The sequence below is a fragment of the Chryseobacterium sp. 6424 genome (assembly GCF_003692615.1).
Lineage (GTDB): Bacteria > Bacteroidota > Bacteroidia > Flavobacteriales > Weeksellaceae > Kaistella.
Genome location: NZ_CP023540.1, coordinates 451,579 through 475,173 on the forward strand (window position 1 = coordinate 451,579; position 23,595 = coordinate 475,173).

A 23,595-nucleotide genomic window follows, 5' to 3' on the forward strand; every position below is an offset into this window, starting at 1 on the left:
AATGTCCCAGGTCAACAAAACGGTTTTAATTCTCGGCGCCAATTCTGATGTGGCAAAACAGTGCATTTTGCTCTACATCCGGAAAGGATACGAAATTTTTGCAGCTTCCCGCCACCTGGTTTCGCTTGAAAATTTTGTGCAGCAACACCAAATTTCCGCGAAGGTTCACCTTTTGTATTTTAATGCGACCGATTTCAGTTCACATCAGAATTTTTATGATGAACTTCGTGCGAAACCTCATATCGTTATTTATGCTGCCGGTTTTTTAAGTCAGAACGAGGATGCGCGAAGAAATTTCAATGATGCTTTCCAGATGATGAAAGTGAATTATGCCGGCGCGGTTTCAATTTTAAATATTATCACTGAAGATAAATCAAACTTAGACCTCGCAAGAATCATCGGTCTGTCCTCGCTTTCGGGCGTTCGCGGGCGGAAAAGCAATTATATTTATGGAAGCACGAAAGCGGCGTTCACGACTTATCTTGCGGGTCTAAGGCAGGATTTAAGTTCAAGAAATATTACCGTAAATGTTTTGGTCAGCGGCTACATCCGAACCAAAATAAATAAAGGTTTAAAACTGAAAGAATCTTTGATCATGGAGCCGGATTATGTCGCGAAACACATTGTGAATGCCGGTAGTTCCTTCGCCATCGTTCCAAACTGGAAATGGAAAATCATTTACTGGATTCTGAAATTATCGCCGGAAAGTTTAGTTTCTAAAATGCCTTAGATTTATATGTGGTCAGCTTTTTCCGCCTTCCACTCCCGCTTTTTTGCTCTTCGTTCCTCCTCGCAAAAAGAGCTCCGAACAAGTCGGATTGCAACAATCTTCTGAAAAAAAGCAGTAAATAAAGAAGGCGGAGAAAATCTCCGTCTTTACTTTATCCTTTCAAATTCAATCTCAATTCAAGTTCATCAAGCTGCTCATCGGCAATCTTGCTCGGCGCGTCAATCATCACATCGCGTCCGGAATTGTTTTTGGGGAAGGCGATGTAATCTCTGATGACTTCGTTTCCGTCCAGAATCGCAACCAAACGGTCGAAACCGAAGGCTAAACCTGCGTGTGGCGGCGCGCCGTATTTAAAAGCGTTCATCAAAAAGCCGAACTGAGCTTCCGCGTCTTCTTTGGTAAAGCCAAGCAAATCGAACATCGTAGATTGCAGGTCTTTGTCGAAAATCCGTACAGAACCACCTCCGATCTCGTTGCCGTTCAGTACCAAATCATACGCATTTGCTCGTGCTTTTCCGGGGTCAGTTTCCAATAAATGAACGTCTTCCGGCTTAGGAGAGGTGAACGGATGGTGCATGGCGTGGTATCTTCCGGTTTCTTCGTCCCATTCGAGCAGCGGGAAATCGATAACCCAAAGCGGCGCAAATTCTTTTGGATTTCTTAAACCCAAACGGTTTCCAAGTTCCATTCGTAAGGCTGAAAGTTGGGTTCTTGCTTTATTTTCGTTTCCGGACATCAGCAGGATTAAATCTCCTTCGTTTGCTCCGAATTTTTCTGTGATTTTCTGTAAATCTTCTTCGCTGTAGAATTTATTTACGGAAGAAGTCACCACGCCATCGTGCTGGAATTTAATCCAAATCATTCCTGAAGCGCCAATCTGAGGGCGTTTCACCCAGTCGATCAGCTCGTCGATCTGTTTTCTGGTGTAATCTGCGCAGCCTTCAACATTAATGCCGACAACAAGTTCGGCGTCATCAAATATTTTAAATTCTTTTCCTTTTACCAAATCAGTTACTTCCACGAATTCCATCCCGAACCTGATGTCGGGTTTGTCGTTTCCGTATTTTTTCATCGCATCAGCAAAGGTCATCCTTGGGAATTTGCCAAATTCTTTTCCGGTGATATCTTTCAGTAAAGTCGCCGTCATCCCTTCAAAAATTTCGAGAACATCTTCTTGCTCCACGAAAGCCATTTCGCAATCGATTTGGGTAAATTCCGGCTGACGGTCGGCCCTTAAATCTTCATCACGGAAACATTTCACGATCTGGAAATAACGGTCCATTCCGCCAATCATCAACAATTGTTTGAAGGTTTGTGGCGATTGTGGCAGCGCATAAAACTGTCCCGGATTCATACGGCTCGGCACCACAAAATCTCTTGCACCTTCCGGCGTAGATTTAATGAGAACCGGCGTTTCAACTTCAATAAAATTTTGGTCTGAAAGATAATTTCTGACTTTCTGCGCCATTTTATGACGGAAGATAAGTTTGTCTTTCACCGGATTTCTGCGGATGTCGAGGTACCGGTATTTCATCCGCAGTTCTTCGCCGCCATCGGTTTCATCTTCGATGGTGAATGGTGGAAGTTGAGATTCGTTTAAAATAATGAGTTTTTCAACTAAAATTTCAATTTCCCCGGTTGGAATATTTGGGTTTTTTGAAACTCTTTCAATCACTTTCCCTTCAACCTGAATCACAAATTCGCGCCCGAGTTTCTTGGCATTCTCCATCAATTCCACTGAAGAACGGTCCTGATCAAAAACCAACTGTGTAATTCCGTAACGGTCCCGAAGGTCAATCCAGATCATAAAACCTTTGTCGCGAATGGTCTGCACCCAACCGGAAAGGGTAACGTTTTCGTTAATATTTTTAAGAGTCAATTCTCCATTGGTATGCGTTCGGAACATAGGTTAAGTTTTTACTGATTTTTCGTTGGCAAAGATAGAATTTTTTGCCTGCATTTGCGAACTGCAATTTCTCTATTTAGCACGTACAGCAACAAATTTTATCATATTTTAAGAAGGTGATTTTAGCTATTTTTAGTAATTTTGGTTTAAATCAAACAAATTATTAGTATTATGGGAAAAGGAGACCAGAAATCCAGACGTGGTAAGATTACTGCCGGCAGCTATGGCAAAAGAAGACCAAAAAAAGCTTCATCGGTAAAAAACATTCCAGTAACTGTAATGGATGAAGAGGAAGAAAAAGAGTCAAAAGTAAAGGTGAGAAAAGAGGTAGGATATCCTGCAAATAAATCTGAAAACGCAAATCCGCCCACCGATGCCAAACCAAAAGCTGACAGAAAGAAAAAAACCGAAGAATAATCTTCGGTTTTTTGTTATGATATAGAAATGTGGTTATTTTTTGCCACCAAGTATATTCCCTAAAATGCCACCTAAACCACCCTGTGGCTGTCCACCCAGAACGCCGCCTAAAAGGTCGTTCAGTGGATTACCCTGTTTGTTGCCAGCCCCGCCAAGCACATTACCCAGGATGTCGTTTAAAGGATTTGAAGGTTCAGCCCTCGCTTTGTTTTGTGCATTACCTAAAATACCGCCAAGCAGGTCACCCAGACCGCCGGAGGTTACACCGCCTGCGTTTTTCTGTTTGCCGATATAGCCCATAATCAGCGGTGCCAGCATCGCGAGAACTGGACCGATCTTATCAATGGAGATACCGGTGTTTTGTGACAATTGGTTTTCCACCTGCGTTTTATGACCACCGAAAATATGGTCGAGAATTGAGCCGCCTTCCTGCTGTCTGTTTTCAATTTGTGTAGGATCATCCAGAATGCTCCCGTCGTGATCTTTATCCAGCGCGTTATTTAAAGCCTCTGCCTCGGCAGGATTGTCTTGCGACTTTTTTCTGAGGTACGAAATCACCAGCGGTGCTGCTACGGCTAAAAGTGCAATGATTTGGTTCTTTTCGATGCCGAATTTGTTTTCGGCTTGCGCGGCCACTTGGTTTCCGGCGCGGCCTGTAATCAGTTCAATTAAATTCATGATTTAATATTTTAAGTTTGAAAAACTGAAAGGGACCAAAAACTATTCCGCAGTACATTTAATTCTTGAAAATCGGCACATTAGAACATGCTTCGCCGAACATCAGCGATTTTACGATAGGTTTTAGTCTTTCTACCAATTCTATGTAAGCGTTTTCGGGGATGGTTTCGTCCGAGCAGCCTTTTACAAGTACACGTTTTCCTGTAAGTTCCGTAAAATCATGGTTTTGTATGGCCTGATGCATTAGGATCATCTCCAAATCCGCACGGCTGCCATACACTGCTTTTGCGACATGGTCAGTAATTCGGGAGGTCAGTAGGAAGTAGGCCCACAGCGGAACGATGGCATCAGCTGAATTGTAAATGTGTACAAAATGATCGCGGAAATCTTCCGGATTCATGGCGGCTACTTTTTCACGGAAGTCTTTTTCCCTTAAGATCATGCCTTCCCATAAGAAATCTTTCAGGTCAAGGCCTGTTCTTCTGCCTTTTGGGATCAATGTACTCAGATCGAAGTTGACGAGACCGCTCTCCGCTATTTTATTTTTTATTTCGAAATCGGACATTATTTTTATTTTATCTTTGAACAAAATTACAACTTTAAATTCCAAGTGAAATACTATATCATTGCTGGGGAGGCTTCTGGTGATCTGCACGCCTCGAACCTCATGAAATCGCTGTTGAAAGAGGATGGTAATGCCGAGTTCCGGTTTTGGGGCGGTGATTTGATGGCTGCGGTAGCCGGGGCACAACCGGTGAAACATTACCGTGACCTGGCTTTTATGGGTTTTCTGGAAGTGGCGATGAACCTGCGTACGATCCTCAAAAACATCCGATTCTGTAAGGAAGATCTTAAAGATTACCAGCCAGATGTTCTGATATTGGTAGATTATCCCGGTTTTAACCTACGTATTGCAGAGTTTGCCAAACAGCTGGGGATTAAAGTGGTGTACTATATTTCACCACAACTTTGGGCCTGGAAAGAGGGGCGGGTTGAGAAAATCCGTCGTTTTGTAGATGAAATGCTGGTGATTTTACCATTTGAGAAAGATTTTTACAAGAAACATCAGGTACAAGCACATTTTGTAGGTCACCCTTTACTGGATGCCATTTCAGACCTGCCGCCGATTGATAAAGAAAGATTCAAAGCAGAAAACGGCTTAAGTTCAAAGGAAATTATTGCTTTATTGCCTGGCTCTCGGGAGCAGGAGGTTATAAAAATGCTACGCCTGATGCTCTCGGTGCGCCCATATTTTAAGGAATATCAGTTTGTAATTGCCGGCGCGCCCAGTTTACCGAAAGAATTTTACCTTAATTATGTAGATGAAAACGTGCATTTTGTGTCAAACAAAACATACGAACTGTTGCGATCTTCCAAAGCGGCACTGGTAACATCGGGCACCGCTACGCTAGAGACTGCGCTGCTAAACATTCCCGAAGTGGTGTGTTACCGCAGTAGCCGGATTTCCTATGAAATTGCCAAACGTGTAGTGAAGAATCTGAAATTTATCTCACTGGTAAACCTGATTATGGACCGTAAAATTGTGACAGAACTAATTCAGCACGAGCTTAATACGAAAAACTTGGTGCAAGAACTGAAGCAGATCTTGGATGGTGAAGCACGGGGAAAGATGTTGGCTGATTATGAGACGCTCCGCGAAAAACTCGGTGGCAAGGGTGCGAGTGATAAAGCTGCAGAAATTATTGTAAAAGGGTGATTTCACGGTAATAGCTACATCTAAATCTCGGTACTTTTACGAAAAACACCTTTGCAAAAGCAACCGCTTCTTATTATTTGTCTTTGTTTTGTTGCCGGCATTCTGTTTCAGGATTATTTTCTGCTGACTGAAGGTGCGGTGTACGCAGTTGTTGCTGGTGGTTTCCTGAGTTTGCTTCTTTTCTTATTGAGGAATTTTCATGTCCGGAAGTTCAGACATGTATCTTTATGTATTCTGTTCTTTGGGCTGGGGGTTTTCGCACATTCCTTGAATAACCAAAAACCGAATTTGCCTTCATTGAAAAGCAACGAAAATCTTACTTTTAAATTAGCGAAGAAACTTAATGCAAACGAGAAAAACCGCCGTTACGAGATCTATGCCTGGAAGGGAAATCAAGGTTTCCGAGCTGTAATTTCGGTTCCACGAAGCGAAAAACTGTTGGATTTTCTTCATTATTATAAAGCTGACATCCTGTTTAATGAAATACAGAAACCGTACAGCGACTTTCAATTCGATTATGCGCGATATCTTGCCCGTCAGCAAATATATCACCAAGGTTATATAGCCGGAAACATAGGTTCCAGCGAAAGAAATGATCTTTCTTTACCTGAAAAAATACGCCAGCAAAGACTCGAGACATTAGGAAAGCTCGACTCCGCTGATTGGGATAAACGGAGTCGAGAGTTTACCAAAGGCATTATACTGGCCGACCGTACAGAGATGGATGCTGGTACGGTACAAGATTTCAGCACCTCGGGCCTGACGCATATCCTGGCGATTTCAGGTTCGCACATGGCCGTGATTTTCTTAATTATCATTTTTGTATTGAAACCTTTTTGCCCACCGCGTTGGCACAAGATGAAATATGTTGTAGCCTTGGTCATTATTTGGCTGTTTGCGGTTTTTATTGATTACGGAAGTTCGGTGGTGAGGAGCTGCATCATGCTTTCAACCTACTATATGTATGTTTTGCTACAGCGCAAGCCCGATCTTCTTCATGCGATGGCACTTGCGGCTTTCATTCTTCTGATTCACGATACCAACGCTTTTTTTGATGTAGGGTTTCAGTTGAGTTTTGCGGCGGTTTTCGGTATCTTTTGGTTTAACAAACCGATACTGAAGTATCTGCCAAAGCCTAAAAACGATTTTCAAACCATGATGCTGAGTGTGTTTTCACTGAGTATTGCAGCGCAAATAGCGACGCTTCCGCTGGTGATTTATTACTTTCATCAGTATTCATATATCTCATTGCTGGCAAATGTAGTGCTGGTACCGTTTTCGCAGTTGCTGATTATCGTGTCGCTTTTAATGACGGTGCTTACAGCGTTTTCATTGAATTTTTGGTTGCTTGATGTGTGTTATGATTTTATTGTTGACATGGTATTGCAATCGGTCCACTTTTTCGCGGACGCGGATTTTGCTTTTGTGAAGATGATCCCGTTGTCGCTTCCAGAACTTTTGGTGAGTGGCGTCATCATATTTTTCCTGCGTGCGGTGATTCTTAATTTTAATATAAGAAACAGCCTGCGGGTTGTGTATTTTGTCCTCTTATTTATAACTTTGAGACTGATGCTGAATTACCGTGCGCAACGTTTTGATGAGGTCTTGGTACATGAATATTATAGAGAGAAGCTCATTTCTGTGAAAGAAAAAGATAAAGTGGTATTTTTGATTCCCGAAACATTGGAAATGGAGCGCATTTCGAAATATATCATAGAACCTTACCTGACGTCCAGACGGACGCAAAACTATGAAGTAAGGAAAATCCCTGAAAGCATCACCCAAATCCGAGTATTAGGTAAAATATATAGTTTTAAAGATTTCAAATGATTGCGTTGGGCGATGATGTTATTTAGAAACATTACAAACTATTTCATTCTGACAATTCTCACCTACATCATGCTTAACATTCTTTAACTTTGTTGAAAATTCAAATTAAACACTTATTATATGGCAGGATTAACGAGTTCTACTATTGGTAGAAAGTATGCAATGGCATTATCTGCAATGTTTTTGCTTATATTCCTTATCATGCACCTCACGGTGAATTTTCTGTCGGTATTTGGGCCAGATGCCTTCAATGCCGCTTCTGATTTTATGGGGTACAACCCTCTTATTCAGTTTATTATGCAACCGGTTCTTGGGTTTGCAGTAATCTTTCATTTCGTGCTTGGTTTCATCCTCGAGATTAAGAACCGCAAGGCACGCCCGGTAAAGTACGCCGTGAACAACGGTGCCGCTAACTCTAGCTGGATGTCGCGCAACATGCTGATCTCTGGTTTGGTTATTTTGGCTTTTCTGGTGCTCCATATGTATGATTTTTGGTGGCACGAGATCAACTTCAAGTACATCGAAAGAAATGAGGTGGACAACTTAAGATACTGGGGCGAACTGCACGAGCGTTTCGGTAACATCTGGCGGGTGATACTGTACGTCGTATCTTTTGTACTGTTAGGGCTGCACTTGGCGCATGGCTTCCAGTCGTCTTTCCAGTCAATCGGTGCCAGACATCCGAAGTACACGCCTACAATTAAAACCCTTGGGAAGTGGTATTCAATTTTAATTCCTGCAGGTTTTATCTTCATTGCAGTATTTCATTTCTTAACTCAATAAAAAATTAAGTTTTAAAGGTGAATTTAAAATTTAAGATTTAAAATTTAATATTTCTTCAGATGAGCAAATTAGATTCAAAGATTCCACACGGTCCTTTGGCCGAAAAGTGGACCAACCATAAAAACCACATGAACCTTGTAGCGCCTAACAACCGAGACAAGATCGATATCATCGTTGTGGGGACCGGCCTTGCGGGCGGTTCTGCTGCTGCAACCTTAGCTGAACAGGGCTATAACGTAAAAGCTTTCTGCTATCAGGATTCTCCCCGAAGAGCGCATTCTATCGCCGCTCAGGGGGGTATCAACGCAGCCAAAAATTATCAGGGCGACGGTGACTCTACTTACCGTCTGTTCTATGACACCATCAAAGGTGGCGACTACCGTGCACGCGAAGCCAATGTTTACCGGCTTGCTGAAGTTTCCGCAAACATCATTGACCAGTGTGTGGCCCAAGGCGTACCTTTCGGTAGGGATTACGGCGGCCAGCTTGATAACCGTTCGTTCGGTGGTGTACAGGTAAAAAGAACTTTTTACGCGAAAGGACAAACCGGGCAGCAGTTGCTTTTAGGAGCTTATTCTGCCATGAGCCGTCAGATCGGTAAAGGCCGCATCAAAATGTACAACCGTCATGAGATGCTTGAACTGGTAATCGTAGATGGAAAAGCACGTGGAATCATCGCCAGAAACCTCGTGACCGGCGAAATCGAAAGACATTCCGCACACGCCGTGGTGATCGCTTCCGGTGGTTATGGTAATGTGTACTTCCTTTCTACCAACGCGATGGGATCCAACGTTTCCGCTGCCTGGAAAATTCACAAAAAAGGCGCGTATTTCGCAAACCCTTGCTACGTGCAGATTCACCCGACCTGCATCCCAGTACACGGCACACAACAGTCTAAATTGACCTTAATGTCGGAATCTCTAAGGAACTCCGGTCGAATTTGGGTGCCAAAAAACATCGAAGACGCAGTGGCGATCCGCGAAGGAAAACTGAGACCAGAAAATATTGCCGAAGAAAACCGCGATTATTATCTTGAAAGAAGATATCCGGCATTCGGAAACCTGGTTCCGCGTGACGTGGCTTCCAGAGCGGCCAAAGAAAGATGCGACGCTGGTTTCGGTATTGAAAATAATGATACTAAAGAAGGCGTTTACCTTGATTTCTCTACGGAAATCATGAAAAAAGGAAAAGAGGCAGCTCTTGAAATGAACATCCACAACCCTTCAGAACAGGTTATTTATGACCTCGGAAAGGCCTGGATAGAGGAAAAATATGGTAACCTTTTCGTGATGTATGAAAAAATTACCGCAGATAATCCTTACGTAACTCCAATGAAGATATACCCGGCCGTTCACTACACAATGGGTGGCGTTTGGGTAGATTATAACCTGCAGTCAACCATCCCGGGATGTTTCGTTCTTGGTGAAGCTAACTTTTCAGATCACGGTGCGAACCGACTTGGCGCTTCCGCGTTAATGCAAGGTCTGGCCGACGGTTACTTTGTACTTCCTTATACCATCGCGGATTATTTATCAGCAGATATCCGAACGGGTGCGATTTCAACTACTACACCAGAGTTTGAGGAAGCAGAGAAAGAGGTGAGAAAACAGATTGATTTCTTTATAAACAATAACGGAAAACACTCGGTAGATTATTTCCACAAAAAATTGGGACACATCATGTGGAACAAAGTAGGGATGGGCCGTACACCGGAAGGTTTACAGGAAGCTATCAAAGAAATCGAAGAAGTACGCGAAGAATTCTGGAGAGATGTAAAAGTTCCTGGGACTAACGACGAAATGAACATGGAGCTTGAAAAAGCATTACGTGTGGCAGACTTCCTGGAGTTAGGACAACTGATGGCGATCGACGCACTGAACCGCGAAGAATCCTGTGGTGGGCACTTCCGTTGGGATCATGCTACGCCGGAAGGTGAAGCTGAGCGCGATGATGAAAACTTTAAGTATGTGGCCGCCTGGGAATACCGCGGGCCGGATATTAAGCAGGAAATCATGCACAAAGAAGAACTCATTTACGAGAATATCGAAGTTAAAACAAGAAGTTATAAATAATAAGGAATGAAGATTTTAAATAAAGCATTGCTACTTTTCGTATTTATACTAAGTTGCAATTTCATAAGTTCACAGAAAGTCACTACACAAGCCATCGAAAAGCCTTCAGAAGGCAAAGCGCTGGTATATGTCTTAAAAACAGGTGCGGGACCACTGGTCAATTTCCGGATATATGATGGTGATAAGTTTTTAGGTGCGCTTTCCGGATTTAAATATTTAGTTTATGAATGCGAGCCAGGAAAACATATTTTTTGGGCTGCATCAGAAAACCGTGATTTTGTAGAAGCGGATCTCGAGCCAAACTCAGTGTATGTGCTGAACGCGGAGGGCCAGATGGGAGCATTCATCGCAAGCGTAAGCTTGAAGCCTTTAAATTCAAATGAATTCCGCGATAAGAGACTTTTCTATCAAGTTGTTAAAGGCGCCAAAAAACAAATATACGAGCCGAATAGCGAAGATAAATCAGAGAATATTAAGAAAGGTATGGCTAAATATGATGAGCTTAAAACCAGTGGTTCGGCTAAGATCACAGTTCTGGATTCTTCGTGGAAGTTTGAAAATGCTGACAAGCCTGTAAAAAACTAATCTCCAAAAAGTTAAAATAATATGAGTGCAAAAAAAGGATTAAACCTGACTCTGAAAATTTGGAGACAGAAAAACAATAAATCAAAAGGGCAGTTTGAAACATACAAGATTTCTGATGTGTCCACAGATTCATCTTTTCTTGAGATGCTCGATATGCTCAATGAAAACCTCATCAATGAGGGCATAGAGCCTATTGCTTTCGACCACGATTGCCGCGAAGGTATTTGCGGAATGTGTTCACTTTATATCAACGGTAGAGCACACGGGCCCGACACCGGCATCACCACTTGCCAGTTACACATGCGAATGTTCAAAGACGGCGAAACCATCCACATCGAGCCTTGGCGCAGCGCTGCTTTCCCAGTAATTAAAGACTTGGTGGTTGACCGTAGCGCGTTCGACCGTATTATGGCAGCCGGCGGTTTCGTATCAGTAAACACTTCAGGCAATACCTTAGATGCAAACGCAATCTTGGTACCTAAAGAAGATGCGGACAAAGCTATGGATGCTGCCGCGTGTATCGCGTGTGGCGCCTGTGTAGCTACTTGTAAGAATGGCTCAGCCATGCTGTTTGTCGGCGCTAAAGTGTCTCAGTACGCTTTACTTCCGCAAGGCCGCGTAGAAGCCAAACGAAGAGTCTTGAATATGGTGAAAGCCATGGATGAGGAAGGCTTCGGGAACTGCTCCAATATCGGGGCCTGCGAAGTAGAATGTCCTAAAGGGATTTCCCTGGAAAATATCGCACGCATGAACCGCGAGTTTATGTCAGCCAACCTCGACAGAGGATAGTATTTATAACATACGACACAACTACAACCGCTTTGTTCATCAAAGTGGTTTTTTCTTTGTTAAATTTTCACAAAATATTTTATCCCTGCGACAAAAACACTTTTAAATACCTTATTTTTGCTCAAATTAAAATTACATAATGAGTAAATATTTTTTAATGCTTCTGGTGGCCATCAGTGCCATGTCGTGTGCAAAAAAAGTAGAGGTAAAAGGCAATTTTGCAGGCGGCTCGCCACTGGAAAGGATAGAGTTCATTGAAGCCTCTGGTGTCGCTACGCTTCCGCTGGTAAATCTAGGTGTGGACAGTAAAGGAAGCTTTTCCGGAAGTTTCGAAGCGCCAAAAGACGGCATGTACCTCATGACTTACGCCGGTAAAACCGCTATGCTTTACCTGAAAGGCGGGCAGCAGCTGAATATCTCTGGCCAGGCAAGTAATTTCCCAAACCAGTTTACCATTACCGGTGATGCAAAAAACAATAATGATTTTATACGCGAAGTGCAGCAGTTCACCCAAAATTACGCTTCGAAAATCAACGTTGGGGAACTTGTGACTAAAAAAGAAGCAGACTTCCTGAAGCAAACTGAGAAACTACAAGCCGATATAGAAGCAGGTATTGATGCGGCCGCTAAGAAAACATCCGCCGATAAAGGAGTTATAGACTTCAAAAAAGATGAGCTGAAAGCCAGCATCCTTGGGTTGATGGCTCAATATGAGATGAATCATCCGCAAGCTACGCAGAACCCTTCTTATAAAGTGTCTAAAAACTTTACCGATATGGAGGCGAAACTTACAGGTAATGAAGAAAAGATGCTCCGCAACCAGCCAGTGTACCGAAATTATCTGCTTGGCAAAATAAGCCCGGAATTTCAGGATTACGCGATGGCCCAAAACCCTACAGGTACAGAACTTCCATCAGAAATTTTTGCGAAATTTTTGGACAGCAAAAAAGAAATGAAGCAACTTACCAAAGACTATCTGTTGGCATTTGTACTTTCCAGTGGAGACATTGCACCGGGTATGACGTCTGAAAACCAAGCGAAAATCTCTAAGATCATTAATGAAAAAATAAAAGACGCAGAGATTAAGAAAGAATTGCAGCGCGTACAGTTTGTCATCGCAGGTCCTAAGGCAGGAGAAGACTTCTCTTCCGCCAAACTCATCAAGCAGGATGGTAGTGCCTTTAAAATAGGTGAAGCTAAGGCGAAACCGACACTGGTAACTTTCTACGCCTCATGGAATCCTTATATTTCTGAGGGGACTGTGCCTGTGCTTCGCGAAGTAGTGAATTTCTATAAATCAAAGGTAGATTTCGCTTTCGTTAATTTAGATGATACCAAAGAGCAGTTCATTAAAACCAGCAATGCCATGCTTAAAGGAATCCCCGGAGCCAATGTATATGGCGAAGGTGGCCTGAATTCGCAAATCGCGAAAGATTTGGGTATTTACGGCTTTAAATTGCCATCTTTCGTGGTAGTGGATAAAAATGGTAAGATAGCCAGCAGAATCTTCTACAACCTAGGTGATCCTGAAATCGTATCTACCCTAGATAAGATATCTGGTCTGAAAGCGCCCACGGTACAGCCCGATGTTCAGTTACAGAACGATCTTTTGGCGCCGCAACCAGAAAATGCTCCTGCCAAATAATAAAATCGAAACAATTATAGAACCTGCCTTTCAAAGGCAGGTTTTTTTATGACTAATCAATAGTGTTTGCCATTCTACGCCGCCTCTTTTATTTTAAAATATTACTTTTGTGACATTAAATATACTGATGCGTAAGAAAAATAAAAATCTGATCCTCGAAAATATACAGCTGCTCTCTGCCGGCGCCAAAGGGGTTGCCATAGGTAAGACTGAAGAGGGCAAAACCATCCTAGTCGCCGGTGCGGTACCGGGTGATGTGGTAAATGCGAGGGTGAAGAAATCTAAATCTAAATATATCGAGGCAGAGGCTACCGAAATCGTAGTCGCTTCACCAAATCGCGTAACGCCAAGATGTGTGCATTTTGGCGTGTGTGGCGGCTGCAAATGGCAAAATCTTTCTTACGAAAAACAGTTGGCCTATAAACAGGATGAGGTGTATAACCATATCAAAAGAATCGGCGGAATCGAGGATTTTGAAACATTACCGATACTTGGCAGTCCCGAACCTTATTTTTATCGCAATAAAATGGAGTTCTCTTTCTCTAACGCACGCTGGCTGACTCAAACAGAAATCAGTTCCGAAGAAAATTTCGGTAACCGCGATGCGCTTGGTTTCCATATTCCTGGCATGTGGAGTAAAATCCTTGATTTGAAAGAATGCTGGTTGCAGGAAGATCCTTCCAATTATATTCGCCTGGCCGTAAAGCAGTACGCGGTCGCGCACGAACTCGAATTTTTCGATGTGAAAGCGCAAACAGGCTTCCTTCGTACGCTGATGCTTCGCCAAAACTCAAAAGGGGAGTGGATGGTGCTGTTTCAGTTGTTCCGTGATGAACAGGAAAACCGTGAAAAACTATTTGATTTTCTGCTCAATGAGTTTCCGCAGATCAAAACGCTCGTATATTGCGTCAACTCCAAGCAAAACGACTCCATCTACGACCAACATGTCGTAACCTATCATGGTGATGGCTATTTAATGGAAGAAATGGATGGCTTACAGTTCAAGATAGGTCCGAAATCCTTTTTCCAAACCAATTATAAGCAGGCCCTTGAGTTATATCGCAAAACTTTGGATTTTGCGGATTTAAAGGGCGATGAGGTTGTGTACGACCTTTACACCGGTACTGGGACCATCGCGCAGTATGTCGCCAGAAATGCCAAGCAAGTTATTGGGATAGAGTCTGTTCAGGAGGCCATCAATGCGGCGAAGGAACACGCCAGGCTCAATGGGTTAACCAACTGCACCTTTTATTGTGGGGATATGAAAGACATCTTTAATGATGAGTTTTTAGCCAATCACCCTAAAGCCGATGTGCTGATTACCGACCCGCCGCGCGATGGTATGCACCAGAAAGTGGTAGAGCAGATATTGAAACTGGCACCAGAGAAAATTGTATATGTGAGCTGTAACTCTGCCACACAAGCCCGCGATTTAGCGTTGATGAAAGAACACTATAAATTGGTGAAAATCTTGCCGGTCGATATGTTCCCGCAAACACATCATGTGGAAAATATTGCACTTTTGGTGAAGATATAGATAGGAGATCCATGAAATTGCCATCTTTTTTTACAAGTTTACTTTTATTGTTGCTTATCGTATCGTGTGGCAGCGATGATGATATTTGCCTCAGCGGTGAAGCTACACCCCGTATGAAACTGAAGTTTAAAACACAGTCCAGCGGCAAACTCCGCACGTTAGATTCTGTTTTTGTAAAAGTAGATTACGGCAATGGTTTAGTGCCCGTAATTGCTGCCAGAACAAGGACTGACTCGGTTTTCGTACCACTGCGCGTTGATGATGCATCGGTAACGAAAGTTTTTGTAGGCTTGTCTTCTACAGCCACCAATACAGAAATAGACGTACGTTATACCACCAAATCAGCGTATGTATCGCCAGCCTGTGGCATTAAGAAAGTTTATGAAAACGTAAGTGCCACTTTATCCGGCGCCGGCACCGTTCTCGGAATCGAACAGAACCAAAGTCAAATCACCGATGAATCTAAGACTCACTTTTTCCTGCTTTTTTAGTTTCCTATTTTGTCTGCTTGCAGCACAAAAACCTGTGGATAGCCTGAAATCAAAATGGGATTATAAACCTAATTTCATGGTAGGCATTGATGTGCTGAATGCAGGGATGGCGGCATTTTCTGACCGTAAAGTGTTTCAGGCGTTTGTGTCGTCTCGGGTGTCACGCCATATTCATGCGGTAGCCGATGCAGGTTTCGAGAAGAATGTGTATGAGAAGAATGGGTATGATGCACAGGCCTCGGGTGCGTTTATAAAGTTGGGTGGCTTTTATATGCTGGCCGATGACCGCGAGAATCCTTTAAATGGCTTTTATGCAGGTGCAAAAGCAGCGGCTTCTGTCTATACCCAGGAATATGAAAAAGTTCCGGTGCGCGGTTTCGGGGGAAGCGATACCTCTGCCTCCTTTCCAGAGAGTTCACAGCGTTCTTATTGGCTGGAGGCGGTCATAGGCGGCCGTGTACAGCTATTTGAATCTTCTTTTTATATAGATGTCAACCTACAGCCTAAATATCTGCTGTATGCTACAAAACAGGAAGATATTGAGCCGATGATTGTACCAGGATTCGGTCGTAGCTCCGCAAAATTCAATATGGGCTTCTCTTGGAATATCGCTTACTATTTTTAATTAAATGAGAAACATCAGATGATTATTTCGGGGTTTTCCTATAAATAATGTGTAGATTCATCTGATTGCTTATTTTTCATCAATATTCCATCCGCGCTGATAATGTGCTTATTTAAAATGGGGTTTGATATAAATTATTCTATTATCTTTATTGATATTTAAAAATTTTTCTTTTACCAAAGAAAAAAATGCTCTACATTTGAATAATTAAATTATTAATCATATGAAGAGAATTTTTACCTCTTTACTTTGCGGGTTAATGTCAACGGCTGCGTTTTCACAATGGAGTCCCACAACCATGCAGGGAGAAAGAATTCAACCGACGGCCAATGCCAGAAGTTATTATTCATTGGATCTTGACGCGATAAGATCCACGCTTACAAAAGCAAGTGAAACAGGCAAAGGTGCTGCGCCTATAGAAATTAAACTGCCCACGCTTACCGGAAAGATAGAAAGGTTCGCGGTGTACAGCGCACCGGTAGTGGTGAAATCCCTTGCAGACCGCTATCAATTGGGTTCTTACGTCGGAGTAGGGATTGATGACCCTACAGCGTACGTACGTTTTAGTGTGGCTCCCAACGACTTTCAGTCCATGATTGTCCGCAATGGCAAATACGAGTTCATTGAGCCTCAGAACAGGCAAAAAACCGTGTACGGAGTAATTCCGAAAACCAATAAAACCGAGAGCGACCGCGCCTTTGTGTGTTCAACCAGTGAAGCCCCGGCTAACAAACAGCAGATGGATAAGCTGTTCTCTGATAACAAATCATTTACGAATAGCCCGCTTGAGTTTAGCAAAGCGTCTGATAAGAAATTCAGGACCATGCGTATTGCTATATCTGTAACTGGTGAATATACCACCTATTTCGGCGGTGTAGCCAACGCGCTGGCAGCGATTAATGCTACAATGACCAGAACGAACGGTGTTTTTGAAAAGGACTTTGCGCTTCGGTTAATTTTGCAGGATTTCCCTGAGCTTATTTATGAAAACGCGGCCACAGACCCTTACTCTCCTGCGGCACAAGGTGCTGATGGAGCTTGGAATCTTGAGTTACAGAAGACACTTACATCAAAAATTGGCAATAATGCTTATGATATTGGTCACCTGTTTGGTGCCTCTGGCGGTGGTGGTAACGCCGGCTGTATTGGTTGTGTATGTATAAACCCTGCAACAGCAACTTCTAAGGCAAAAGGATCAGCGTTTACTTCTCCGGCTAATGGCATCCCAGCGGGTGATACGTTTGATATTGATTATGTAGCCCACGAAATCGGACATCAGTTAGGCGCTAACCATACTTTTTCCATGAGTTTAGAGTCGGGTACAGGAGTTAATGTAGAACCAGGATCGGGAAGTACTATTATGGGATATGCAGGCATAACGGGTAATACTGATGTGCAGCAGCATTCTGATGCCTATTTCCATTATGCGTCCATCAAACAGGTGCAGGACAATTTGGTGGCTAAAACTTGCGATATCGAAACCAACATCACCAACAACCCACCGGTGATTTCAAACATGGGAGAACTTACCATTCCGAAGGGGACTCCGTTTGTGTTAACTGCACAAGCTACAGATGCGGAGAACGATGCGCTTACCTATACATGGGAGCAGGTAGATAATGCTATTACACCTACCAATGCCCAAAACCTTGGCACACTTACAAACGGACCGAGCTTCCGTTCCTGGCTGCCAACACCCAGCCCTGTACGTTATTTCCCTAAGTTTTCAACCGTATTGGCGGGCAATACCAAGAACACTACCGACTGGGAAGCGGTTTCTACTGTTGCCAGAGTGCAAAACTTCCAGGTAACGGTACGCGATAATCATCCTGATGTCGCACAACAGCAGACACAGAGTGTCTTACAAAAAGTAACGGTAAGCAATAACGGTCCATTTAAAATTATTTCGACTAAAGTCTATAATAATGCCCCAGGTCCACTCTATTGGAATGTGGAAGGCACAAATGTGGCTCCGTTCAATGCAGCAAACGTGAAGATTGATTATACAACAGACAATGGTGCGACATGGACGGTATTGGCAGCATCAACGCCTAATGATGGTCAGGAAGACTTTCATTTTCCTGCGTTATCCTCAGGTGCAACAATAAAACTTCGGATATCAGCCATCGGAAATGTATTTTATACGATAGCGCCGCTCACAGTTTCGCAGATCGCTGCTTGTGATGGTAGCGCTCCTACTAATTTAGTGGTCTCTGACATTACGCATAATACAGCCGTCCTTAACTGGGATGCCATGTCAGGCGCGACTTATATGGTAAGATATAAGAAAGCTGCTGATGCTGCTTGGACAGAAGTTCCTGTAAATATTGCTTACTTCACAATGACCAATCTGGAGGATTATGCCACGTATAATGTGCAGGTTGCAGCCGTTTGTTCGGGTAACGTAGGTACATATACGACAACAGCTAATTTCTCCACGTTACTTGTACCATATTGTGTAATGACTTCAAGCGATGCTTCTTATGAGTACATTTCTAATGTAACAGTAACCCCGGATGGCGGTACCGTAATGTCAAGCAATTCGGGAGCTACTACTTATTCTAATTACAGTGGGGATACTGCAAGAATGATTAACCTCAAACAAGGGACAACCAACAACATAATCTCAGTGACTAAAAAATGGGTTGGCACTAAATATAATGAAGCGATTACGGTTTGGATTGATTTCAACCGTAACGGAATCTATGAAGACACTGAAATGATCATGAGCACTTCTCTAAATAAAACGACACCGGAAACAAAAAATTTCGCTGTGCCAGCCGATGCTTATGCAGGTGAAAAACCGGTAGGGATGAGGGTCGTGTTGTCTAATGCTAGGCAATTACAACCATGTAAAAGTTTTAGTTATGGTGAAGTAGAGGATTATGCGGTGAAAATATCGGCAAACCTTGCGGCGAATGATTTGGTAAAAAATAATGCGGTACAGGTTTACCCGAACCCGGCTGTTGATGTACTGAACATTACGAAGGTTACTGACAGCGCTACCTACACTATTTACAATGTTACCGGCCAAGCCGTAGCAAAAGGTAAAATCATTGATAATAAAGTACAGGTTTCACAACTATCAAAAGGAGTGTACATTATTTCTATCCAGAACAGAGGTGAAACAAGCCAAGTGAAGTTCATCAAGAAGTAATTGATTCTTACCTCATATCCAATCCCCGGCAGTTCACCGGGGATTTTTTTGTTATATATCAGCGTGATATGTATTGCAAAGGCGATTGGAAGTAACTGTGCCGAATTTTATCTTTATTTGGTATATTTTAACCAAACTTTAACCCATGCCGTACGCCATTAGTCATAGAACTGTACTAAAATTGAGTTATTTTTACGGACTCTATGAAGAAGTTTTTCCTGCTCGTCATCTTATTGTTCATCAGTGGTCTGCGTGCACAGTTTTTCACCGGCGAAATCATCATCCGCGATAATTCAGTTTATTATCTCAATCAGGTGTATGTCACCAACCTTACATCGCAAAGTACTGTTTACACCGATTATTTTGGTGCATTTAAAATTCCTGCCAAACCCGGCGATATCATCCGTTTCACTTCCATTGTGACAGACCGTAAAGATGTAAAAGTTACGGCTGAGGACCTTGCAAACCCCTCGAACTTTGTAGAGCTCAAAATTGCGTACTACGATATTCAGGAAGTCGTTATAAGTAAATTCAAGCCTACCGGAAATTTGCGTAAAGATGTAAGTTCACTTAAAAATGGCGAAAAGACCCTCGCTTTGCAACAGATGATTGGTCTTCCGGTTCCGAAAGGCGATGGTACGCCGCCACAGTTACCCGTAGCGGGTTTTTCAGGTGGTGGCCTAACTTTCAGTTTAGAAAGTATATTTGATATCCTCTCCGGCGAACGCAAGAAACAGGAGCGCGCCAACCAATATGAACGGATGAACAAGGCAGTTGCCGAAATTCATACCTATTACGGTACCGAATATTTCATCACCCTGAAAATCCCCGCACAGATGATTGGTAACTTTCTGCAGTTTGTATATACTTCAGAAAACCTCAGCCCCTATCTTTCCGCCAATAATTACGAAGCTATTGGTATTTATATCGAAAAGTATCTGCCGATTTACCAGCGTCGGCTGCGCAACTCCACTTTAATGGAAATACCTAAATAATATTTTTAACCTATCGGAAAGGCTATACGGATGTAGCATAACGTATTTGCCCAAAAATTAGCTATTTTTGCACGTTTCAAACAGAACATAATGGGTAAGAATAAACAGAAAAGATTCGATGAAAACAAAACACTTCCAAACGTTTTTCAGCCGACCAGGGAAGAGGCCATCAGTGGTTACCACCTGAAAGGGAAATGGCGTGATGAGGTGTTTAAAAATAACAATCCCATCGTGTTGGAGTTGGGTTGTGGCAAAGGCGAGTATTCTGTAGGGTTGGCAAAAGCGTTTCCTGAGAAAAATTTCATCGGTGTCGATATCAAGGGCGCACGCTTTTGGTTCGGGGCCAAAGAAGCGGTGGACACAGGTTTAGACAACGTGGCATTCCTGAGAACACAGATTGAGCTTATCGACTGTTTTTTTGCCACAGATGAGGTAGATGAGATCTGGATTACCTTCCCCGATCCGCAGATAAAATACCGCCGCACGAAGCACCGCATGACGCATCCTGATTTTCTGGAGCGTTACAAAAAAATCCTGAAATCCAGCGGCATCATGCACCTTAAAACCGATTCGGAATTTCTGCATGGTTATACACTAGGTTTACTTCAGGGGCTTGGCCACGAAATTATTTCTGCCCATCACGATATTTACGGCGCACCGGAATATGATCCGGAAACACCGTTGCTACGGGAAATAAAAACTTATTACGAGGGATTGTTTTCTGCGAAAGGTAAAACCATTACGTATATTAAGTTTCGCATAAAATAAAGGTGATAAAAACAAAAAAAGCTCAGAAATAATCTGAGCTTTTCTTATTTAAGATAAAATCTTATTCTGCAGCATTATCGAAATCTGCATCAGCGTCAGCCGATACTTTTTCGCCTTCTTCCTTAGATTTTTCTTTGTCTGCTTTTCTTTGAGATAAACCTTCTTTGATAGAATCTGAAACTACGCTCAGGATCATATCGATAGATTTAGAAGCATCATCATTTCCGGGAATTACGAAATCCACTTTTCTTGGGTCAGAGTTCGTATCTACGATACCGAAAACTGGGATGCCCAATTTTTTAGCTTCAGTTACCGCGATGTGCTCTCTCATGATATCAACAACGAAGATTGCTGACGGAAGACGTACCATGTCAGAGATAGAACCTAAGTTTTTCTCCAGGTTCGCTCTTTGACGGTCAACCTGTAGTCTTTCTTTTTTAGATAAAGTTTCGAAAGTACCGTCTTTCTTCATTTTATCGATCTGGTTCATCTTCTTTACCGCCTTACGGATGGTAACGAAGTTGGTAAGCATACCACCAGGCCATCTTTCAGTAATGTATGGCATATTAAGTTCAGTTGCATGTTTTGCAACAACTTCCTTAGCTTGCTTTTTAGTAGCTACGAAAAGAACTTTTTTGCCAGCAGAAGTAATTTTTTCCAAAGCTGCACAGGCTTCGTCCAATTTCACTGCTGTTTTATGTAAGTCTACGATGTGAATACCGTTTTTCTCCATGAAGATGTATGGAGCCATATTTGGGTTCCACTTACGGGTCATGTGACCGAAGTGTACGCCTGCCTCTAAAAGGTCTTTAACATTTGCTTTTGCCATGTCACTTTTTTGTTTTTAGTTTACGTTCCGCTCTTCTGCAAACAACAATTTCTTTAGATGGGAGAAATGTTTGGGTGCTAAACTAAACGGGGCATTTTTTTGATTAGATAATAGAGCCAAGAGCCGAGAACCAAAATCTCCAAATATAGTCTTGAATCTTGTGTCTTGAATCTTGAATCTCCTGAATTAACGTTTCGAGAACTGGAATCTCTTTCTTGCTTTCTTCTGACCTGGTTTCTTTCTTTCCACCATTCTGGCGTCTCTGGTAAGAAGACCGTGCGGCTTAAGCAATAGTCTGTACTCTGCGTTGATTTCGCAAAGCGCTCTGGAAATCCCTAGTCTGATGGCTTCTGCCTGGCCAGTGATACCGCCACCGAATACGTTTACGGTAACATCATATTGACCTGCAGTTTCGGTAAGGATGAAAGGCTGGTTCAGTTTGTACACCAATACATCAGTCCCGAAATATTCTTTCGAATCTTTTTTGTTGATGGTAATCACGCCAGACCCTGGTTTCACATACACTCTTGCAACAGAAGTCTTTCTTCTTCCGATTTTGTGAACTGTTGACATATTAATTATTTGATTTCGTTAATATTAATAACTTTTGGCTGCTGAGCTTCGTGCTTGTGCTCTGTCCCTTCATACAGATAAAGGTTAGAGAACAGGATAGATCCCAGTCTGTTTTTCGGAAGCATACCTTTTACAGATTTTTCCAATACTTTCAGGGAGTCTTTTTTCTGAAGTTCGAGTGCAGTCATAGACTTCTGACCACCAGGGTAACCTGTATGCCAGATGTAAGTCTTGTCAGCCCACTTGTTTCCGGAAAGGGTTACTTTCCCAGCGTTCAAAACGATCACGTTATCTCCGCAGTCTGCGTGAGGCGTAAAATTCGTCTTGTGCTTTCCTCTCAAAATCTTTGCAACCTTCGAAGCCAATCGGCCAAGAGGCTGTCCTTCAGCGTCTACCACAACCCATTCTTTATTAGCGGTAGCTTTGTTAGCTGAAACGGTTTTGTAACTTAATGTATTCACACTTTTTCGTTTACGGTTAAACATAATTTTCCCTTAAAAAGGGTGTGCAAAGGTAAAGATTTTATTTGAAACTGGAAATGTTTCTGGAAATATTATGCTAAGGAATTGAAAATCTTACGCTTAATTGGATGAATTGATTGTGTGTTCCAAAACTTTTAGTATTTTTCAATCTATTTACTCCGTAAAGATTTGCTTGCCTTGAAGCTTGCTATAATATAATAAACAACAAAAACCATGGAGAATTTAATAATCGATGGTACAGCTAATTCGAGATTGAAGAGAACAGTTCCTAATGCAACAAGTAAAATCATGGAAATAAATGAAAAACCTAACTTCTGCTTCAAAGTGAATTTAACATCATCAAGAAAGTAAGCCATGCCCCACGCCGTACCGAACGCCACACTGTAATACAAATCCAGTTCCCAGCCCTTGCTGCCCAATAGAAAATAATTCAGAAGGAAACTTATGGCTGTCCCGGCTAGGAAATAAATAGAGGCACGCTGCATATGCTGGAAATTTCAGCAAAATTAGAAATTATAAGATTCAATCCAATTTTTTATTACATTTGAATTAAATACGCTGATGAAAACCAGGACAATTTTACCCTTATTATTGGTACTTACATTCACCTCCTGCCAGGAAATTTTAGACAGATACTGGGAAGAGAAAGAGGAAGAAAATTACGTATCTCCGTATCAAGGGACTTATCAAGGGACTTACTCGGGAGATGAAAAGGGAACTTTAACAATCGAAGTTGCAAGAAACGGATATACTTCGGTGGCCCGAACTTCACAATTTGGGGCAGAAAACTCGTTTATCTCCGGCATGGTGCGGCACGACGGTGCATTACAATCGGTAAAACTACAGTCGGGATTTGTACTTGAAGGTAATCTCAACGTAAAAGCCGGAAACTGGCGGCTGGCTGACTGGAAGGGAAGCTGGTCCGTACAGAAACAATAGCGATATTATCTCATCGTCCTCTGCGTTTAAAGGTTATGGAGATCTGC

General features: G+C 42.5%; 22 protein-coding genes and 1 pseudogene. 16 read left to right on the forward strand and 7 right to left on the reverse strand.

All coding sequences use genetic code 11. The annotated features are described in order from the left end of the window. Window position 1 precedes the first annotated feature (1 nt). The gene (locus CO230_RS02080) at window positions 2-730 is read left to right on the forward strand and encodes an SDR family NAD(P)-dependent oxidoreductase (RefSeq protein WP_122027081.1); all 729 of its coding nucleotides are present in this window, start codon (window positions 2-4) and stop codon (window positions 728-730) included. Between the two features lie 151 nt (window positions 731-881). Here CO230_RS02080 and aspS read toward each other — a convergent pair whose 3' ends face one another. Next, window positions 882-2,636, reverse strand: a complete 1,755-nt coding sequence (gene aspS, locus CO230_RS02085) for an aspartate--tRNA ligase (protein WP_122027082.1) — start codon at window positions 2,634-2,636, stop codon at window positions 882-884. Window positions 2,637-2,807: 171 nt separating this feature from the next. Between aspS and CO230_RS12315 the strand changes: the two are divergent. Beyond that, a pseudogene (locus CO230_RS12315) lies at window positions 2,808-2,888 on the forward strand (30S ribosomal protein THX); the annotation flags it as partial. Between the two features lie 198 nt (window positions 2,889-3,086). Here the strand turns inward: CO230_RS12315 and CO230_RS02095 are convergent. Next, window positions 3,087-3,731, reverse strand: coding sequence for a DUF937 domain-containing protein (locus CO230_RS02095; protein ID WP_122027084.1), 645 nt, complete (start codon window positions 3,729-3,731; stop codon window positions 3,087-3,089). A gap of 58 nt (window positions 3,732-3,789) precedes the next feature. Then, on the reverse strand, window positions 3,790-4,296 hold the full coding sequence (locus tag CO230_RS02100; protein WP_122027085.1) for a DUF2480 family protein: 507 nt from the start codon (window positions 4,294-4,296) through the stop codon (window positions 3,790-3,792). Window positions 4,297-4,341: 45 nt separating this feature from the next. Between CO230_RS02100 and lpxB the strand changes: the two genes are divergently transcribed. The 13 genes from lpxB to trmB all read left to right on the forward strand — a co-directional run bounded on the left by lpxB (window position 4,342) and on the right by trmB (window position 20,725). Continuing rightward, entirely contained in the window at window positions 4,342-5,448 is a 1,107-nt protein-coding gene (gene lpxB, locus CO230_RS02105; RefSeq protein ID WP_122027086.1) for a lipid-A-disaccharide synthase, read from the forward strand. A gap of 51 nt (window positions 5,449-5,499) precedes the next feature. Further along, complete coding sequence (locus CO230_RS02110) at window positions 5,500-7,278, forward strand: ComEC/Rec2 family competence protein (protein WP_122027087.1); 1,779 nt, start codon at window positions 5,500-5,502, stop codon at window positions 7,276-7,278. 120 nt (window positions 7,279-7,398) lie between these two features. Then, on the forward strand, window positions 7,399-8,061 hold the full coding sequence (locus CO230_RS02115; RefSeq protein ID WP_122027088.1) for a succinate dehydrogenase cytochrome b subunit: 663 nt from the start codon (window positions 7,399-7,401) through the stop codon (window positions 8,059-8,061). Between the two features lie 59 nt (window positions 8,062-8,120). Continuing rightward, window positions 8,121-10,133, forward strand: coding sequence for a fumarate reductase/succinate dehydrogenase flavoprotein subunit (locus CO230_RS02120; RefSeq protein ID WP_122027089.1), 2,013 nt, complete (start codon window positions 8,121-8,123; stop codon window positions 10,131-10,133). A gap of 6 nt (window positions 10,134-10,139) precedes the next feature. Next, entirely contained in the window at window positions 10,140-10,718 is a 579-nt protein-coding gene (locus tag CO230_RS02125) for a hypothetical protein (RefSeq protein ID WP_122027090.1), read from the forward strand. 21 nt (window positions 10,719-10,739) lie between these two features. Continuing rightward, window positions 10,740-11,507: a succinate dehydrogenase/fumarate reductase iron-sulfur subunit gene (locus CO230_RS02130; RefSeq protein ID WP_122027091.1), complete on the forward strand. Its 768-nt coding sequence runs from the start codon at window positions 10,740-10,742 to the stop codon at window positions 11,505-11,507. A 139-nt stretch (window positions 11,508-11,646) separates the two neighbouring features. Then, complete coding sequence (locus CO230_RS02135; protein WP_122027092.1) at window positions 11,647-13,152, forward strand: thioredoxin-like domain-containing protein; 1,506 nt, start codon at window positions 11,647-11,649, stop codon at window positions 13,150-13,152. A 127-nt stretch (window positions 13,153-13,279) separates the two neighbouring features. Continuing rightward, complete coding sequence (rlmD, locus tag CO230_RS02140) at window positions 13,280-14,689, forward strand: 23S rRNA (uracil(1939)-C(5))-methyltransferase RlmD (protein ID WP_122027093.1); 1,410 nt, start codon at window positions 13,280-13,282, stop codon at window positions 14,687-14,689. Window positions 14,690-14,700: 11 nt separating this feature from the next. Beyond that, complete coding sequence (locus CO230_RS02145; protein WP_122027094.1) at window positions 14,701-15,180, forward strand: DUF6452 family protein; 480 nt, start codon at window positions 14,701-14,703, stop codon at window positions 15,178-15,180. Continuing rightward, a complete protein-coding gene (locus tag CO230_RS02150) occupies window positions 15,146-15,805 on the forward strand; it encodes a DUF6048 family protein (protein WP_122027095.1) in 660 nt (219 codons plus the stop codon). The genes CO230_RS02145 and CO230_RS02150 overlap by 35 nt, the downstream gene beginning before the upstream one ends. 223 nt (window positions 15,806-16,028) lie before the next feature. Continuing rightward, a complete protein-coding gene (locus tag CO230_RS02155; RefSeq protein ID WP_122027096.1) occupies window positions 16,029-18,962 on the forward strand; it encodes a reprolysin-like metallopeptidase in 2,934 nt (977 codons plus the stop codon). A gap of 203 nt (window positions 18,963-19,165) precedes the next feature. Further along, window positions 19,166-19,957 carry a hypothetical protein gene (locus CO230_RS02160; RefSeq protein ID WP_122027097.1) on the forward strand — a complete coding sequence of 264 codons (792 nt, stop codon included), beginning with the start codon at window positions 19,166-19,168 and terminating at the stop codon, window positions 19,955-19,957. 90 nt (window positions 19,958-20,047) lie between these two features. After that, window positions 20,048-20,725: a tRNA (guanosine(46)-N7)-methyltransferase TrmB gene (gene trmB, locus CO230_RS02165; RefSeq protein ID WP_122027098.1), complete on the forward strand. Its 678-nt coding sequence runs from the start codon at window positions 20,048-20,050 to the stop codon at window positions 20,723-20,725. A 61-nt stretch (window positions 20,726-20,786) separates the two neighbouring features. On the opposite strand, the gene rpsB is transcribed toward trmB, so the two are convergent. From rpsB to CO230_RS02185, 4 genes are all read right to left on the reverse strand, one after another. After that, the gene (gene rpsB, locus CO230_RS02170) at window positions 20,787-21,554 is read right to left on the reverse strand and encodes a 30S ribosomal protein S2 (protein WP_122027099.1); all 768 of its coding nucleotides are present in this window, start codon (window positions 21,552-21,554) and stop codon (window positions 20,787-20,789) included. Between the two features lie 186 nt (window positions 21,555-21,740). Continuing rightward, a complete protein-coding gene (gene rpsI, locus CO230_RS02175; protein WP_122027100.1) occupies window positions 21,741-22,127 on the reverse strand; it encodes a 30S ribosomal protein S9 in 387 nt (128 codons plus the stop codon). Window positions 22,128-22,132: 5 nt separating this feature from the next. Next, window positions 22,133-22,588, reverse strand: a complete 456-nt coding sequence (gene rplM, locus CO230_RS02180) for a 50S ribosomal protein L13 (protein ID WP_122028857.1) — start codon at window positions 22,586-22,588, stop codon at window positions 22,133-22,135. 170 nt (window positions 22,589-22,758) lie between these two features. Next, a complete protein-coding gene (locus CO230_RS02185; protein WP_122027101.1) occupies window positions 22,759-23,094 on the reverse strand; it encodes a hypothetical protein in 336 nt (111 codons plus the stop codon). Window positions 23,095-23,170: 76 nt separating this feature from the next. On the opposite strand from CO230_RS02185, the gene CO230_RS02190 reads away from it, so the two are divergent. Continuing rightward, complete coding sequence (locus CO230_RS02190; protein WP_122027102.1) at window positions 23,171-23,548, forward strand: hypothetical protein; 378 nt, start codon at window positions 23,171-23,173, stop codon at window positions 23,546-23,548. Window positions 23,549-23,595 lie beyond the last annotated feature (47 nt).

What these genes read in the sequence shown, in the direction of transcription:
- CO230_RS02080 (WP_122027081.1), top strand. Translation starts at nt 2, where the DNA reads ATGTCCCAGGTCAACAAAACGGTTTTAATTCTCGGCGCCAATTCTGAT.
- aspS (WP_122027082.1), bottom strand. Translation starts at nt 2,636, where the DNA reads ATGTTCCGAACGCATACCAATGGAGAATTGACTCTTAAAAATATTAAC.
- CO230_RS02095 (WP_122027084.1), bottom strand. Translation starts at nt 3,731, where the DNA reads ATGAATTTAATTGAACTGATTACAGGCCGCGCCGGAAACCAAGTGGCC.
- CO230_RS02100 (WP_122027085.1), bottom strand. Translation starts at nt 4,296, where the DNA reads ATGTCCGATTTCGAAATAAAAAATAAAATAGCGGAGAGCGGTCTCGTC.
- CO230_RS02115 (WP_122027088.1), top strand. Translation starts at nt 7,399, where the DNA reads ATGGCAGGATTAACGAGTTCTACTATTGGTAGAAAGTATGCAATGGCA.
- CO230_RS02120 (WP_122027089.1), top strand. Translation starts at nt 8,121, where the DNA reads ATGAGCAAATTAGATTCAAAGATTCCACACGGTCCTTTGGCCGAAAAG.
- CO230_RS02125 (WP_122027090.1), top strand. Translation starts at nt 10,140, where the DNA reads ATGAAGATTTTAAATAAAGCATTGCTACTTTTCGTATTTATACTAAGT.
- CO230_RS02130 (WP_122027091.1), top strand. Translation starts at nt 10,740, where the DNA reads ATGAGTGCAAAAAAAGGATTAAACCTGACTCTGAAAATTTGGAGACAG.
- CO230_RS02135 (WP_122027092.1), top strand. Translation starts at nt 11,647, where the DNA reads ATGAGTAAATATTTTTTAATGCTTCTGGTGGCCATCAGTGCCATGTCG.
- rlmD (WP_122027093.1), top strand. Translation starts at nt 13,280, where the DNA reads ATGCGTAAGAAAAATAAAAATCTGATCCTCGAAAATATACAGCTGCTC.
- CO230_RS02145 (WP_122027094.1), top strand. Translation starts at nt 14,701, where the DNA reads ATGAAATTGCCATCTTTTTTTACAAGTTTACTTTTATTGTTGCTTATC.
- CO230_RS02150 (WP_122027095.1), top strand. Translation starts at nt 15,146, where the DNA reads ATGAATCTAAGACTCACTTTTTCCTGCTTTTTTAGTTTCCTATTTTGT.
- CO230_RS02155 (WP_122027096.1), top strand. Translation starts at nt 16,029, where the DNA reads ATGAAGAGAATTTTTACCTCTTTACTTTGCGGGTTAATGTCAACGGCT.
- CO230_RS02160 (WP_122027097.1), top strand. Translation starts at nt 19,166, where the DNA reads ATGAAGAAGTTTTTCCTGCTCGTCATCTTATTGTTCATCAGTGGTCTG.
- trmB (WP_122027098.1), top strand. Translation starts at nt 20,048, where the DNA reads ATGGGTAAGAATAAACAGAAAAGATTCGATGAAAACAAAACACTTCCA.
- rpsB (WP_122027099.1), bottom strand. Translation starts at nt 21,554, where the DNA reads ATGGCAAAAGCAAATGTTAAAGACCTTTTAGAGGCAGGCGTACACTTC.
- rpsI (WP_122027100.1), bottom strand. Translation starts at nt 22,127, where the DNA reads ATGTCAACAGTTCACAAAATCGGAAGAAGAAAGACTTCTGTTGCAAGA.
- CO230_RS02185 (WP_122027101.1), bottom strand. Translation starts at nt 23,094, where the DNA reads ATGCAGCGTGCCTCTATTTATTTCCTAGCCGGGACAGCCATAAGTTTC.
- CO230_RS02190 (WP_122027102.1), top strand. Translation starts at nt 23,171, where the DNA reads ATGAAAACCAGGACAATTTTACCCTTATTATTGGTACTTACATTCACC.